Here is a 14,340-nt window from a genome sequence, read left to right on the forward strand (position 1 = left end):
TGCCCCACTTCTATTGCATGTGCGTTTTGTTTGCGTTGTTTTGTGGGGGGGGGGGCGCCGCGGGGGCGCGCTGGCCGTCGTTCAGTCCAGACTTCGACAGAGCGCGCCCACCAGAGCAGAATCAGCCCCCCAAGAAAGGCCAGCCAGTCGCTTTGTGGGAAGAGAAGCAAGGGCAATAACGGCCTGCCTTCCAAGAGCTTTGCAGCCACAAGGAGTAGCGCACTGGTCGGCTGGGCCTCCATCAAGGTGACGCTCAGTGGCAGAGCCAGGCGCTCAAGCCAGCTGGACGGGCTGCCCGGACTGTGATGTCGTTCGCCTCCTCTTCTCCATATCAGCCATCTGGAGCAGCTCATGCCATTGCTCCTTTCCTCGAATATGTTGCACAGGAATCAGTCCAGCGGCCTGCGCCAACGCCGCCTCAGCCCGCTCATCTCCTTCACCACAGAGCACCAGCTGCACTGCTCTCCCCGAGCGCCGCAGCTCTAGCAGCCGCTCGATGGTGCTCTCTTGCAGGACGGCGGCGGCACAGACGAGGACCAGCGTGCCCCCTGTTGACAGAGGCAGTGCTTCTTGCTCTAACAGGGGATCGATGGCCGCTCCCATGTAGGGCAGGAGACGTGCCAGAGCGGTGAGCAGACGCCTTTCCTGCTCGCTACCCCGCGCGCAGGGCACCGTGACGCGCGCATGATAGGTGGCTTCGGCGCTGCGTACCAGTTGACGCCCCTCCTCCAGCTCGTTCTCATCGTCGCCCCAGGGTGCCAACAGGCTGTTGACCAGCAGACCAACCTGGTAGCCGGCTTTCAAGGCCCAGACGGCCAGCGAGGCCGTCAAGCTGATAAGCCACTCCTGCAGATCAACGTCAATGCCCATCCACGGCTCACGAAAGGTATTGATGTTAAGCACCAACAGCAGGCGCGCCGTGCTGGCAGGATCAAAGACCTTGCGATAGAGACCAGCACCACGGGCGCTGGCTTTCCAATGCAGGTAGCGGGGGTCATCGCCTGGCTGGTAGGGGCGCACCCCGGCGAAGCGCAGAGGGTCCTCTAGCAAGCGCAGCAGCGAGGTCTGCATCCCAAGAGGAGCCAGGGGCGTCAGTCCAAAGTCTTCGAGCGGAGCCACCAGGGGATAGACTAATAGCCGCACCTGCTGCTTCAGTTGTTCCTGGCGAATGAGCCAGCCGAAGGGATCGCCGGTGCGCACCATGACTGGCCCCAGACTGTAGACACCCCGCTGGGGACAGGACAACCGGTAGCGACGCCTAACACGCTGAAACCACCAGATGGCCAGCGTGTTGACAAGCAAGGCCCGCTGAGCTTTATAGCTAGGCAGGCTGCGCCCGCTTAAGAGCGGCAGTTGCGCGGGAATCTCGATCTCGACTTCCAACCACGGCAAGGGCAAGAGCTTGCGATTCTCAACGCTCAGGGTGAGCCCAAGCTCCTCCCCAAGAGGGAGCGTGCGGCGATCCAGCTCCAGGTCTAGCCGCAAGTGCTGCAAGGCGCGCCGATACCACAGCTCTGGCACCAGAGCGCAAATCAGCGCAAAGAGGGCCGTCAGGAAGACCAGCGACTGCCGGCTGACGGCGCTCAGCAAGAAGAGGGCCACAGCCAGAACCAGCCAGGGACGACGCTTGAGCAGGGTCTCGCGCGCCATCTGTTGTAACAGTGCCGTATCGCTCATGGGCGCTCGCTCCTTGCGCTCCGCCGAGAGAGAGCTGTCAGGTCAGGAGTCTCGACCGGAACCGCTGTGTTTTCCAGAATTTCCTGTAACACTTGCTCCGCGTCCTGATGCCGCAGACGCCCACGCGTTGTCAGCATCAGGCGATGAGCCAGCACGACAGGGGCCAGACGTTTGATATCATCCGGTAGCACGTAGTCGCGTCCATGAATGGCGGCGTAGGCAGCGCTGGCTCGCTGGAGAGCCAGGGTTCCACGCGGACTGACGCCCAGACTGATCGCTGGATGATTGCGCGTGGCCCGTACCAGGGTCAGCAGATAGCGCTCGACTTCAGGCTGCCAGTAGAGACGACGAATCTCACGCTGGGCCCTGAGAATAGCCTCCGCGTCAGCTACGGGCTCCAGCTCTTCCAGCGGCTCGGCCTCTCTGAAACGCTGAAGCAGAGCCAGCTCGGCCTCTTCACTGGGATAGCCCAGCGGCAGGCGCATCAGAAAACGATCGAGCTGAGCCTCTGGGAGGGGAAAAGTCCCTTCCAGCTCAACTGGATTCTGCGTTGCCAGCACCAGATAGGGTCGGGGAAGAGGCCGCGTCTCGCGCTCGATCGTGATCTGCCGCTCAGCCATCGCCTCGAGCAGGGCCGCCTGCGCACGTGGGGTCGCCCGGTTGATCTCGTCGACCAGGACAACATGACTGAAGAGGGGGCCGGGACGAAAGACGAACGTACTGCTGCGCTGATCGAAGTAGAAAATGCCTGTCAGATCGCCAGGCAAGAGATCGGGTGTCCCCTGAATGCGCTGAAAACTCAGGTTTAGTGAACGTGCCAGAGCTTTCGCCAGCAAGGTCTTCCCAACGCCGGGGACATCCTCTAGCAGCACATGCCCGTCGCTGAGCAGGGCCACAAGCAGCAGATCAATAACGGCTTCTTTGTCAACGATGACGCGCGCGATGTTGCTCCGCAGTCTGACGGCCAGCTCCTGCAGGCCGAAGTTAACTCGTGAGGCTCTTTCTTCTCTGCATTCCATAGAGCAATACTTCCCTTGTTTACTGGATACCTCAGCACCCGGCACCATAAAAAAAACTTCTACAGCCTCTGGCAAGAGAGGATGTAGAAGCTATCAGCGTCGACCGGCGCGATCTATACGGCGAGCTTCATCGCCGTGTATCAGTTGTTCAGTACTGGTATAGTATAGCCCATCGCAGTGCGTAAAACAAGGAACCGCTTCTTTTTCCAACCTGCTCTTGACAGATTTCCGCCACTGTGCTATTGTCCTTCCAGGAAGTACAAGACAACCTGCGATGAAGCCCGCTTACCGCCGCAAGGCTGATGGCTTCTACCCAGCACGGCATATGGAGCCGTGTTGAGTAGAAGCCTTTTTTTGTGGGCCGAGGTTGGCTTTGGGAAAGCCGCTTCTTTGGGGCCATTGAGGGGCGGCTTTCCCCTTCCTTCTTTCCTTCTTTTGCCTGCCTTTGGACGTCTGAAAGGGCCAAGCCAGCCCTCTACCCTGGTGTACTGGCCGATCGCAGGCTCCTTTCCCTCTCTCACTCATCTCTCTCGGCTACTTGCTCCTCAGCCGGGCTTCGCCTCTATCTCCAGGTCAGAGGCAAAGACGCGGGCATAGAGATCTCGCGCATAGCCTGTCTCCTCCGGTTCCCCTTCCACTAGGCGGAAGGTGCGCCTGCCGTCGGCCAGGCGTTCGGCACGTAGGAAGAGCATCTCAGGTCGATGCTCTTGCGCGAAACGACGGGCCAGGGTAGCGAGATGGGTCACATAGCAGACAGTGACGCCATGCGCAACCAGAGCCGTTATTATCTGGTGGGCCAGCTCGCTCCCCTCGCGCTCATTGGTAGCCGCAAAGGATTCGTTGAGCAGGAGCAGGGCATGTGGCCTGATATCGTCGACAATAGCGCTCATGCGGTTGAGTTCTTCATCAAGCTTCCCACTCTTCAGCGTGGCATCCTCGCGTCGGCGAAAATGGGTGAAGAGACCATTGCAGAGACTGGCGTGGAAGGCGCGCGCTGGTACAAACATGCCGCTTTGCAACAGGAGCTGTGCCAGGCCCAGGCTGCGCAGAAAGGTGGACTTTCCCCCCCGATTAGCCCCCGTAATGAGGATTAGACGTTTGCCATCGGCATGGCCATCGTTGGCAACGATGGCCGTCCGCTGCGTGAGGGCCAGAGCGGGATCATAGAGGCCCTCGAAGGTGCGACGCTGCTCCTCCGCCGGCGCCACTGTAGGGAAACAGAGCGGCAGCTTGCGCCCGGCGAGCTCCTCAGCCAGATTGAGACAGCCGACATAAAAGGCCAGTTCGCGGCGCAACAGTGCGAAGAAGCTCAAGATGTGCTCAGTGGAGCGCGCCAGCGCGTTGGCCACCAGATTGAGGCCGCGGTTGCGCAGCTCCGACAAGGCCCGTGCGCCGGCCTCATCTCGCTCGGGAATACGGAAGGTGTAGCCCGGCGCTCGCTTTCCTCGACTCAGGAGACGGCTGAACCACGGGCCTTGCGGAGCAGCAGCACGGCGCAGCGTATAATCTCGGCCTTTGTTCCCCTGGCCCAGGCGCGCACTGAGTAGCACGCCATCGCGAAAATGCAGCTCACGCAGGTGTTCCTCAATACGCGCGAGATAGTCATCACTTAGCTCGCGCTGCAGCATAGCACACAGTTCACGCAAGCCTTCGGAGCAAAAGGTCTCTGCCTGCTCGTCAGCAATCGCGCGTAGCTTACGCAAGACCGCGAAGAGCAGTTCCAGAATCTGAACCGAGCGCATGAGAATGAGGCTGGGATCTTTGAAAAAAATGAAAGAAGCTTTGCGCTCGCTCTCCTGGGCCTCAATGGTAAGCTGATAGAGGGTGCGAATCAGGGCCGGCTGGCGTAGACAGTCTTCTAGCACAGCCTGCCGATAGCGGACGGTCTCCAGATCGCTGACAAGGCTGGAGAGGATCACTCTCCTGGCTGTTTCAAATACGAAACGGTCGCCGCGGGCCATCGCATTGAGCACCGTTTCTAGCTCCAGGTCCTGGATGAGGTCAGCGGCATGACGCGGCAACGGTTGCGTGACGTCAAGGTCACGGTCACGATAGAGCAAATGTACCTTCATGCTGGCAGTCGCTCCTTGAGACAGGCAGAGGTCAGACGATATTTCTGGGCCAGGGCCAGGGCATAGGCCAGGCCATCGGCTGGACGACGCAAGACGCGAAATGTGCGGCGCGCCGGATCGCCCGGATCAACCTCGGCCACCATGCTCACCGTCTGCTGGCTGTAGGAAGCCAGCTCATCGAGAAAGGTCACCCAGACGCCAAGGACATCGAGAGCGAGCAGGCGGCGCAGGATCTGCTGCGAGAGAAAGAGGGCATCCTGCAGCGTTGTGGAAGTGAAAATCTCATTGAGAATGATGAGGCTGGCCGGAGTGGCCTGCTTCAGGATAGTCCGCAGACGGACAAGATCATCCTCCAGCTTGCCACGCAGATTCTCAATCTGTTCCTCGCGTTCAAAATGGGTGAAGATGCGGTCGGGAAGAAAGAGGCGAGCGCTGCGAGCAGGCACAGGGCAGCCAAGGGAGGCCAGGTAGTATAGCTGACCTACTGCGCGCGCGAAGGTGGTCTTTCCCCCCTGATTAGGACCGGTGACGATCAGCACGCGCTCCTGCCCAGCGAGAGCAAAGCTATTGGTGACAACCTGGCCCCCCTCACGTAGGAGGAGGTCGGCCAATGCCAGGTCAAAACAGTCCTCGGCAGCCGATGCTTTCTCCTCCAGAGAGAGCTGAGGATAGCAGAAGGGGAGGCCACGCCGCCGGAAGGTGGCCAGGTATTCCAGATAGGCCAGATAGAACTGGATTTCGCGCTCAAAGCGCGCAATGGTCTCGTCGAGATACCGCTGATAGCGCAGACAGTAATCATCGAGCTGAGCAAACACCGAGGGATAGAGACGGGCCACCCGTTCGAGAATCTGAGCCTCAACGTGATTCATCTCCTGCCAATCGATCAACCTGACGCTGTAGTCCTTGACTGCTCCTTGTTTGAAGCGGGCAAAGGTTGCCTCAATGTCAGCGCTGTAGTCCTCTTCGCCAGCATAGAGCCGCACAGTAACAGCGTCGCCTTTGATGTGCAGGCAGTAATGGACCTGAGCCAGGGCCTCCTTGAGGGCCTCCGTCTCCTGCTGCAGGGCCAGAAAGGCGGGCGAGGTCAGGTAGTCCTGAAGATAGCTCAGGAAAGCCTGCAGGCCGCGTGACTCGATAGGGAGCTGTTTCAAACCCTGGGTCAAAGTGACGAGCGCCTGACAATACTGGTCAATGGCGTCGAGCCACCAGCGCTCTTGCTGATAACGGTAGTAGAGCTTCTGCGCCTGCTCCCGGTAGCGGTGCATCGTACGCATGTGCTTCGAAAATTGATCGAGCAGGGCAAAAACCTCCGGCTTCTCGAGATCGCGCATGACCTCGTGACGATAGGCGATGAGATCAAGATCGCGCAGAGGCGTGTAGAAGAAAGGTCTGAGACGATAATCCTCTTTCGGGGTCGTGATCGACTCGATGATACGTTCAAGCTGGAGGTCGCTGAAACAGGCGGGCACGGGGTTGGCCTCGGCCTGCTGACCTTGCTCGCTGTCAGCAAACAGGATACTGCGAAAAACCATGTGTGAGACAAGCCTCCAGTACAGTACAGATACTCAGGTGTCTCGACCTTCTGCTCCGATGAGGAGTAGAAGCTTCTTCGAGAGAAGGGGTAACGCCTTGGGGACGAGCTTGTCTCGCAGGGGCGCCAGCGTGGCTGGAACAGAGGGAGAATGCGCCAGCGCCTGGTCCTGACGGCGCGGCGCGCACGATAGACGAGGCAGGCAGTGCTGGCAGGCAGCAAGCAGGTTTCGACCAAAATGGCTCCTACCCCTCAGCCAGCCGCGCACCGGCACGCGCCAGCGCACCCAAGGCCATGAGTAGAAGCCATCAGCCTCCTGGCCTGGCCACCCTGCTCCCTTCGACAGAAAGCACGGGGCAGCACTTAGCCAGTCGGCGGTATGCGGGCCTCATCGCTATGTAGTTGTTCTCCAGCCTCCTCGTGTTGAGAGGCCGCATCTCTTTTCAGTATAGCCACCTACCTCGAGGAGCGTCAAGCCAGGCCGACGCTAGCATAGCGTCGACAGCTTCCTCATCGGGTAGGCTCGCAGTCGTTGTTGCTCTAGAGATCAGCAGGATAGCTGCCGTCAGATAAGGCGTCCAAACAGCCAGCAAGGCAGTGACGACGTAGCCAAGTCGCTCCCCAGGAGAGTACCGCCCTTACCCGGCTCTGTCTGCGACCTCTAGCCGGGGGCCGCCGAGCCATTCTACTTGCTTGCTGTATTTCAGTGTGCTATCATCGAAATATCTGCCGAAAAAATGCGCTGTCGCCGTCAGAGAGTCTGAGAGCCGGTCTTGAGGAGGTAAAACCCAGATGAGCAAGCCCGACGAGGGTATCCCACCTTCAACCTACTACGTGATCGACCCAGAGCAGGTAGCCGAGCTGGCGCACCTTATGCAACAAGAGCGGGTGGTGACCGAGGGCATGGGGGGCCTCTTGCCTGAAGGGCAGGAGCTGCCAGAGGATGGACGGGTCTTAGATCTGGCCTGCGGACCCGGCGGCTGGGCAATGGAAGTAGCCTTCACCTATCCCCAGATGAGCGTCTACGGTGTCGACATCAGTCCGTCCCTTATCGAGTATGCCCGGGGGCAGGCGCAGGCGCGCCACCTGGAGAATGTGCACTTCCGCGTGATGAATATTATGCAGCCGCTGGCTTTCCCCGTGAGCTTCTTTGATTTGATCAACGCGCGCTTTATCGCCTGGTTTATGGTGCCCGCGGCCTAGCCGAAGCTCCTGGCAGAATGTCGGCGGCTGCTCAAGCCCGGCGGGGTGCTCCGTCTGACCGAGGGGGAGCCGCTGCTGACCACCAGCGCCGCCTTCGAAGCGCTGATGGACCTGGCGACACGTGCGCTCCAGCGGGCCGGCCAGAGCTTCTCACCAGACGGACGCCATGTCGGTATCACGCCGCAGCTCCCTCTCCTGTTGCGCCAGGCCGGCTTTGAGGAGGTGCGCCTGCGCGCCAGTGCCATCGAATGGTCGAGTGGCACCCCAGCCCATTACGGCTTCTTCAAGGACTTCTTGATCGCCTTCGAGATCGGACGTCCCTTCTCGATCAAGCTGGGGTTGGCTACTCTGGAGGAGCTGGAGCGGCTGACCTAGCAGGCCGTGGCCGAGATGCAGCAAGATGATTTCTGCGCCGTGAGCCTGCTGCTGACCGCCTGGGGCCGCCGTCCCGCTACAGAGTCAGCTCCCTCCAACCTCAGCAGCAGCTAGCGAGCATGAGGAATAGCCCGCCCGGCTGAGTGAGAGCAGTCGCCACAGTCGCATCCAGTGCTCACCCCGGCATTTCCCGCGGCTGGCCAGCCGAGAGAGACCGAACCAGGCAGGATCACCGTCTCATGCTAGCGCGACCCGGCCTTGTAGCCGAAATCGGGAATGGCCCGCCAGCGCGCACGCAGGCTATGGGCCACCAGCTTGGGCCGCCGGTCGCGGGTGAAGATCCCTTTGCGATTGCCCTGCACGCGCGTGATGCCCTGCTCCGTCTGAAAATCGGCGAAGTTCCAGACATGCTCACCGATAACGGCGGGGCAGGCATCCAGGACCTCATGATAGGTCTGTAACAGCGCCGCCTGGTACTCTTCTGAGAACATGGTCGGCGGCTCGTCATGCATGCCAGCGATGGCATCGGCCCCGTACTCGCTCAAGAGGATCGGCTTGCCCGGCAGACGCTTCATCCATTCCGCTAGCTCGGCCTGCAACAAGGCTCGCGCCGCCTGGAGGCGTCCCCCGTGGACGTACCAGCCATAGTAGCGATTGAGAGCGATAACGTCGAGCAGGTCGGCTATGGTATCGCTGGCCGGCGTGGCCCACATCTGTAAGGCAATGGTCAGGGGACGGCGCTGCGGATCAAGCTGACGCGCCAGACGCAGCAGCGGCTCAAAGTAGGCCCGCGCCCCCTCCTCTTCAGTGGCCGGTTCGTTGGCCACCGACCACATGACAACACAGGCATGGTTTTTGTCGCGGGCGATCAGCTCGCGCAGAGCCTGCTCATGCTGGGCGGCAGTGGTCAGCTCGCGCCAGGTCTGGCGCCGCGCACCACTCGGGCCGGAACCAAGGTTGAGGTGGAGGCCAACCGCCGGCACCTCATCGATGACGACCAGGCCCAAACGGTCGGCCAGCCGCATTAGCTCCTCGGCATAGGGATAGTGCGAGGTGCGGAAGGAATTGGCCCCAAGCCAGCGCAAGAGGTTGAGGTCCTTGACGCAGACAACCTCGTCGAAGCCACGCCCGTGAACCGGGAAATCTTCATGCTTGCCGCAGCCCTTGAAATAGAAGGGCTTGCCGTTGAGCAGGAACTGCCCATCCTCGACGGCCACCGTGCGCACTCCAAACGGCTCCTCGTAGCTGTCCAGGCACTCACCGCCGTCCCAGAGTTCAACCAGGCAGGTATAGAGGTAGGGCCGGCCTGGCTCCCACAACTGCACATCTTTGAGGCGAAGCTGGCCCTGAGCACCCTCACCGCTGGCCACCGTTCTGCCCTCCGCCTCAAGCAGCCTCACACGCACAGCGACTGCGTCACGCCTAACCCCGTCAACCTCTACCCGGTAGGTGACCAGGCCATCGGCGCCGTCTAGAGCGCTGACGAGCACAATATCGCGGATGTAGGTGGCGGCAGTGGCGTAGAGACGGACCGGGCGATGGATGCCGGCATAGTTGAAGAAGTCGAAGTTGGGGATGTCGGTGACCAGCCGGCTGCCGTCGGGGAGGTGCTCCTCGCGATAGTGGGCAACGGGCAGGGTGCTGTAGTCAAGGGTGTTGTCGACCAGGACGGTCAGGCGGTTCTTGCCCGCTTGGGCCAGAGCGTTGATTTCGGCCTCGAAAGGTGTGAAGCCACCGCGATGGGCGACCAGCGGTTGCCCGTTGAGGTAGACCTGCGCGGCATGGGCTACAGCCCCAAAGCGCAGGACAAGGCGCCGCTCCAGGAGACGGCGAGGGATGAGCAGGTCGCGCTCGTACCAGACCCGCCCGATGTGGTCGCGCTCAGCAGCGGCTGCGCCAAGCTCGTTAAAAGAGGCCGGCACCGGCATGGGCACGCTCTCCCGCAGAGGGCGCTCATACCAGCGCTCGGCCAGCCCCTGACCAGGGTCCAGACGGAATTGCCAGATACCGTTGAGATCAAAGACTTCCCGCGTAGCGGTCATGATCGGATAGAGCATCGCGCGCTTTCAGCTCCTCCTCTGCTTTTCTACTGCCGATCCTGGCTGGAAGCCGGCGCGGGCCTGATGACACCGCGTCGGGTCAAGCCGGCCTGTACTTGCCGGCTTGTTTTTTCCTCCCCTCCTGTCGTCCCCCACTGGCCCCAACCACAGCCAGCGGGCAGGGAAGGGGAGACGGGGAAAGACGGAGTTGCTGCTCTGCTGCGGCACGGTCGCTTATGCCTCTGGCTTACGCCCCCAGACGGTGAGAAAGTTCCAGGAGGAGTCGGAGAAAGCCAGGGGTTCCATGACATTCATGACGCGAAAGTGGACATTGGCAAGGCGGCGCGACCAGGCTTGAGCGTTGGCATATTCGACAATCGGGGGGCTGATGTCGACCCCAATGATTTCAAGGCGGGGATAGGCGAAAGCGACCTCCAGGGTCCACCCCCCAGGGCCACAGGCCAGATCAAGCAGGCGCCCATCTTCGGGCAGCTGCAGCCCCTCCGGGAAGAGGCCCCCCAGAGCTGTTGTCAAGATACGATCCTGCTGCATGAGGCGCGCCAGTTCGGCAGCCTGTTCCGAGTCGATCACGTAGGTATTCTCGCCCGGCTGCGCCTCATCACGCTCATCCATGAGGTTCCTCCTTCCTCTCATCTCAGTCGGAGAGAAATCAGCCAACTGTTGCACGCGCCTTGGGCCATCGCACTTTGTGAGCATGGTACCATGCCAGTAACAAGGGCGCAAGTCTAAGTAAATCCACAGAAGCGGGGACAGCAGCTACATGATCTCCCACGGGTAAAGAGCGCCCGGCGGGCGCAGCCGTGGCAAGAACGACTGGAGTTGTGACAACTTTGTGAGGATGGAGAGGTCGGGCGTGATGATATGGTGATTCCCTCTCTGCTAGAATGAGGGCAACCCACCAAGCTGGACAGGAAAGAACCGGGCCGCTCGGCTTGCTCAGGCGCGCCTCCAGCCACCTCAGCCGGGGATAGCGCGCCCAGCGAGGAACGGAGCCAGGGAGAGGAGCCGCTATGAGCTATCGCGATCGCTCTTTGTTTGCCGATGAAGCTGCACCGGCGGAGCGGGCCGCGGCTCTTCAGAGGGAGCTGCTGACCCTGCTGCCGGCTCTGGCAACGGCGCCGCTGGCGGAGGTGGCCGCTGCCTTGCTGGAAACCCTGCGTGAGGCAACAGCCGCCGAGCACGGCGCCCTCTTCTTGCACTGGGACACCTCTCAGGAGGCCCCGCGACAGGCGGCGCAGCTGCAGTTGCTGGCGGCGCAGCGCCTCGCTGAGGAGCAGGCCCGGGCGCTTGTCAGTGTGGCCGGTGCCAGCAGTCCGCCCACGTCGGCCAGGTTCAGCACTGGCGAGCTACCCCTGCGCCACAGCCAGGTACAGACCGCCGAGACCGGCTGGCTACTGCTGGATCTGCCGCTGGTGACGCTGCAAGCAGAGAAAGCAGGCTCTAGCGCAGCCAGTCCCACGCTGCTGGCGCTGCTGGGGCGCGCGAGCCAGCCAGCCCTCTTCGAGAGCTGGCTGCAGGAGAGCACGGCCATCATCGCTGCCAATCAGCATCTACTTACCGCCCTGGTGCGTCAGGCCCTGCTCGCTGAGCTGCTGACCAGCGCCGGGCAGGAGTTACCAACGCCTGTGAGCCAGGCCGCGCCGGCTGGTCCTCAGAGCGAGCTGCTGGCCACGCTCAGCCATGAGCTGCGCAGCCCTCTGGCGATCATCAGCGCCTCCGTCTCGACCCTCCTGCGCCACGAGCGTCGCCTGCCTCTGGCCGAGCGCCGTCTGCTACTGGAAACCGTTCAGGAAGCCGGCGATCGTCTGATTCAGCTCTGCGACCGCTTTCTGGAGCTGAGCGAACTGGAGGCCGGTCTGCTGCACCTGGAGCCGACTGCCGTTGACCCGCTCAGTGTGGTGCACGAGGCCCTGCTGGCCGCCGAGCAGCGACTGGCTCCCGAGCAAAAGGACAGGTTTGCCTTCCAGGTGGTGCCGCTCGATGCGAGCGGGGTCGCAACGGAGAGCGTCCCCCTGGTGCTGGCCGACCGCCGCCGCCTGCGCGAGATCCTTGATCATCTGCTGGAGAACGCCATTCGCTTCTCGCCTGCCGGGGGCGAGATCCGCGTGGTTCTGCGCCCGCAACTGACCGCTGCCGCCGGGGCCAGTCAGCCGGCGGCAGCGGTGGAGATTTGCATCAGTGACCAGGGGCGCGGTATCCCGCCAGAGCAGCTGCCGCAGATTTTCCAGCGCTTCTATCGCGGCGATACAGGCCTGACGCGTCAGGTCGGCGGCCTGGGGCTGGGCCTGACGCTCTGCAAGTATCTGGTCGAGCTGCAGGGCGGCCAGATCTGGGCCGAGAGCGAGCCGGAGCAGGGCAGCACTTTTCATCTGCTGCTGCCAGCCATCACGCCGGCAGCCTGAGCTTGCGTCGGGCCGGGTCCAGTCAGGTCGGGTTAGCTCCCATCACCGCCACCCTCCGCCCTTCGATCCGACAACGCGCTTATTAAGAGGAGGACAACAGGAGCATGGTGCGTAAGACAACAATCTTGTGCGTTGACGACGATCCGCATCTCTTGCGCCTGGTCTCGCGCAACCTGGAGCTGGAAGGCTACGCCGTCCTGACTGCCAGCGACGGCGAGCAGGCCCTGGCCGTATTCAAGGAGCAGCAGCCGGACCTGATCCTGCTCGACGTGATGATGCCCCGCCTGGATGGCTTCAGCGTCTGCCGGCGAGTGCGCGAGTATTCCGGCGTGCCCATTATTCTGCTGACGGCCCGCGGCCAGGATCAGGATAAAGTGCGCGGCCTGGATCTGGGCGCTGACGATTATTTGACGAAACCTTTCAGCATTGAGGAGCTGCTGGCTCGCGTGCGCGCCGTGCTGCGCCGCGCCCAATTCAGCAGCGGCGAGCGCGTCAGTGGGCTGCGCTCGATTATTACCGTCGGCGATCTGACCATCGATGATACGCGCCACCTGGTCACGCGCGCCGGGCGCGAGATCGCGCTGACGCCGACCGAGTATCGGCTGCTGGCCTATCTGGCGCAACATGCCGGGCGCGTGGTAACGCAGGACCTGCTCTTAGAGCGCGTTTGGGGAGCGGAGTATGTCGGTGAGAGTCATATGCTGCAGGTGAATATCAATCGCCTGCGGCGCAAGCTGGAGGACGATCCGGCTCACCCGCGTTATATCCGTACGAAGGTCGGCGTTGGCTACATGCTGACTGCTCCCGAGGACCTCGCTTCGTAAGCTGGACGCGGCTCGCTCGCTCAACCCGGGCGCTGGCCCGGCTTCGATCAGGGAGAAGGCAAAGAAAGAGAGAGCCAGGCGTGATCACGCCTGGCTCTCGTGCATGCTGGCGCGCCTCTGTATTTGAGCGCAGCAGCCCATCCGCAGCCCCGACTAGCGACCTCCAGCTCCGGCCTCCAGCGGCTCCGTGCGCTGCGCGCGCAGGCGGCTTAGCAGCGAGCCGGTCCACGGTGTGCCCAGCAGCGGCAGCAAGAGGCTATCGAGTCCATAGTAGCCGGCGATGCGCCAGGCCAGCATCAGGAGCAGCCCAAGCGTGCCCAGGATCGGGTTAATGCTGACCGCCCCAGCCAGCATGAAGTTCAGGTTCATGAAGACGCCGAAGAAGGCGGCGATGCCCGTCAGGGCGCCGAAGATCAGGCCCAGGCCAACCAGGACCTCGCCAAAGGTCACCATGTAGGCGAAGAGGCCGGCGTTCGGCAGGACAACGTGCTGCAGGAAGGCCGCGTACCAGCCTTGCACCGCCGCGTGCGGCCCGCTGCTGAGCGCCAGCGCCCCTTTGACAAAGCCTTGTAGGGCGACTCCATCATGGCCGCTAAAGACCCACGGGCTGCTGACGCGCTGGCCAAAGCCGGCCCCAAAGGCGAAGTTGTAGCCGGTGAGCTTCTCAAGACCGGCGGTCAGCCATTCATAGCCGACATAGAGGCGCACGAGTAGCCACAGCCAGGCGATGCGTGTGTCGGCGAAGAGGAAGCGCGCCAGCGGCGGCTCAGGGATTTGAGTAACAGAGCGCGGCTTCAAGACGCTGATGATTTTCATAGGTGGTCCTCCCTCCTGTATCAGTGCGAACAAGCGATTCTTCATAACTCCGATACGATGGCCCGCCCGTACGGCCTCCGCTGCCCGCCTCTGACGACTGGCCGCGCCGCCGGGCGAACAGCGGAGAGCCTCAGCCATCGGGCTCCCCCTTTCCTCTATCCCAGTCACTCCCTCCCCTCTTCATCTCCAGCCCTTACCACCGCTTCCAGAAGGGAATATAGCCCACACCTCTCACGAGAGGCTCTCGGCCACCTTCACTCTCCTCACAGGGGCGTCACAGGCCCCCACCCCGATCGTGTTCCTCTCCTTCCCCCCTCTCCAGTCTCTTATTCACATATCAGAGCCCCCCCGCCCCGCGCTA

The 14,340-nt window shown here is 62.1% G+C and carries 11 protein-coding genes and 2 riboswitches; of the genes, 4 read left to right on the plus strand and 7 right to left on the minus strand.

Annotation, left to right across the window (positions count from 1 at the left end):
- Nucleotides 1-273 precede the first annotated feature (273 nt).
- The 4 genes from IRZ31_RS14450 to IRZ31_RS14465 all read right to left on the minus strand — a co-directional run bounded on the left by IRZ31_RS14450 (nt 274) and on the right by IRZ31_RS14465 (nt 6,300).
- Nucleotides 274-1,677, minus strand: coding sequence for a DUF58 domain-containing protein (locus IRZ31_RS14450; RefSeq protein ID WP_112433740.1), 1,404 nt, complete (start codon nt 1,675-1,677; stop codon nt 274-276).
- Entirely contained in the window at nt 1,674-2,696 is a 1,023-nt protein-coding gene (locus IRZ31_RS14455) for a MoxR family ATPase (RefSeq protein ID WP_297154832.1), read from the minus strand. The genes IRZ31_RS14450 and IRZ31_RS14455 overlap by 4 nt, the downstream gene beginning before the upstream one ends.
- 77 nt (nt 2,697-2,773) lie before the next feature.
- A riboswitch (Fluoride riboswitch) is annotated at nt 2,774-2,840 on the minus strand.
- A gap of 117 nt (nt 2,841-2,957) precedes the next feature.
- Nucleotides 2,958-3,015, plus strand: a riboswitch (Fluoride riboswitch).
- Between the two features lie 226 nt (nt 3,016-3,241).
- On the minus strand, nt 3,242-4,768 hold the full coding sequence (locus IRZ31_RS14460) for a hypothetical protein (RefSeq protein WP_297154834.1): 1,527 nt from the start codon (nt 4,766-4,768) through the stop codon (nt 3,242-3,244).
- Nucleotides 4,765-6,300 carry a hypothetical protein gene (locus IRZ31_RS14465; RefSeq protein WP_297154836.1) on the minus strand — a complete coding sequence of 512 codons (1,536 nt, stop codon included), beginning with the start codon at nt 6,298-6,300 and terminating at the stop codon, nt 4,765-4,767. The genes IRZ31_RS14460 and IRZ31_RS14465 overlap by 4 nt, the downstream gene beginning before the upstream one ends.
- A gap of 791 nt (nt 6,301-7,091) precedes the next feature.
- Here IRZ31_RS14465 and IRZ31_RS14470 point away from each other — a divergent pair.
- Nucleotides 7,092-7,502: a class I SAM-dependent methyltransferase gene (locus IRZ31_RS14470; protein WP_297154838.1), complete on the plus strand. Its 411-nt coding sequence runs from the start codon at nt 7,092-7,094 to the stop codon at nt 7,500-7,502.
- 45 nt (nt 7,503-7,547) lie between these two features.
- Complete coding sequence (locus IRZ31_RS14475) at nt 7,548-7,877, plus strand: hypothetical protein (RefSeq protein WP_297154840.1); 330 nt, start codon at nt 7,548-7,550, stop codon at nt 7,875-7,877.
- Between the two features lie 242 nt (nt 7,878-8,119).
- Here the strand turns inward: IRZ31_RS14475 and uidA are convergent, their stop codons facing one another.
- Both uidA and IRZ31_RS14485 read right to left on the minus strand, forming a co-directional pair.
- A complete protein-coding gene (uidA, locus tag IRZ31_RS14480) occupies nt 8,120-9,934 on the minus strand; it encodes a beta-glucuronidase (RefSeq protein WP_297154842.1) in 1,815 nt (604 codons plus the stop codon).
- 216 nt (nt 9,935-10,150) lie between these two features.
- On the minus strand, nt 10,151-10,549 hold the full coding sequence (locus IRZ31_RS14485) for a class I SAM-dependent methyltransferase (RefSeq protein ID WP_297154844.1): 399 nt from the start codon (nt 10,547-10,549) through the stop codon (nt 10,151-10,153).
- A 398-nt stretch (nt 10,550-10,947) separates the two neighbouring features.
- Between IRZ31_RS14485 and IRZ31_RS14490 the strand changes: the two genes are divergently transcribed.
- Both IRZ31_RS14490 and IRZ31_RS14495 read left to right on the plus strand, forming a co-directional pair.
- Nucleotides 10,948-12,339 carry a HAMP domain-containing sensor histidine kinase gene (locus IRZ31_RS14490; RefSeq protein ID WP_297154846.1) on the plus strand — a complete coding sequence of 464 codons (1,392 nt, stop codon included), beginning with the start codon at nt 10,948-10,950 and terminating at the stop codon, nt 12,337-12,339.
- 104 nt (nt 12,340-12,443) lie between these two features.
- Entirely contained in the window at nt 12,444-13,163 is a 720-nt protein-coding gene (locus IRZ31_RS14495) for a response regulator transcription factor (protein WP_297154848.1), read from the plus strand.
- A 153-nt stretch (nt 13,164-13,316) separates the two neighbouring features.
- Here the strand turns inward: IRZ31_RS14495 and IRZ31_RS14500 are convergent, their stop codons facing one another.
- Nucleotides 13,317-14,117, minus strand: a complete 801-nt coding sequence (locus tag IRZ31_RS14500) for a DoxX family protein (RefSeq protein WP_297154849.1) — start codon at nt 14,115-14,117, stop codon at nt 13,317-13,319.
- Nucleotides 14,118-14,340: the final 223 nt, after the last annotated feature.

The organism is Thermogemmatispora sp. (assembly GCF_019683635.1).
Lineage (GTDB): Bacteria > Chloroflexota > Ktedonobacteria > Ktedonobacterales > Ktedonobacteraceae > Thermogemmatispora.

Bases quoted from the DNA above. Each gene is read 5' to 3' on its own strand.
- IRZ31_RS14450 (WP_112433740.1), bottom strand. From the start codon at position 1,677: ATGAGCGATACGGCACTGTTACAACAGATGGCGCGCGAGACCCTGCTC.
- IRZ31_RS14455 (WP_297154832.1), bottom strand. From the start codon at position 2,696: ATGGAATGCAGAGAAGAAAGAGCCTCACGAGTTAACTTCGGCCTGCAG.
- IRZ31_RS14460 (WP_297154834.1), bottom strand. From the start codon at position 4,768: ATGAAGGTACATTTGCTCTATCGTGACCGTGACCTTGACGTCACGCAA.
- IRZ31_RS14465 (WP_297154836.1), bottom strand. From the start codon at position 6,300: ATGGTTTTTCGCAGTATCCTGTTTGCTGACAGCGAGCAAGGTCAGCAG.
- IRZ31_RS14470 (WP_297154838.1), top strand. From the start codon at position 7,092: ATGAGCAAGCCCGACGAGGGTATCCCACCTTCAACCTACTACGTGATC.
- uidA (WP_297154842.1), bottom strand. From the start codon at position 9,934: ATGCTCTATCCGATCATGACCGCTACGCGGGAAGTCTTTGATCTCAAC.
- IRZ31_RS14485 (WP_297154844.1), bottom strand. From the start codon at position 10,549: ATGGATGAGCGTGATGAGGCGCAGCCGGGCGAGAATACCTACGTGATC.
- IRZ31_RS14490 (WP_297154846.1), top strand. From the start codon at position 10,948: ATGAGCTATCGCGATCGCTCTTTGTTTGCCGATGAAGCTGCACCGGCG.
- IRZ31_RS14495 (WP_297154848.1), top strand. From the start codon at position 12,444: ATGGTGCGTAAGACAACAATCTTGTGCGTTGACGACGATCCGCATCTC.
- IRZ31_RS14500 (WP_297154849.1), bottom strand. From the start codon at position 14,117: ATGGCTGAGGCTCTCCGCTGTTCGCCCGGCGGCGCGGCCAGTCGTCAG.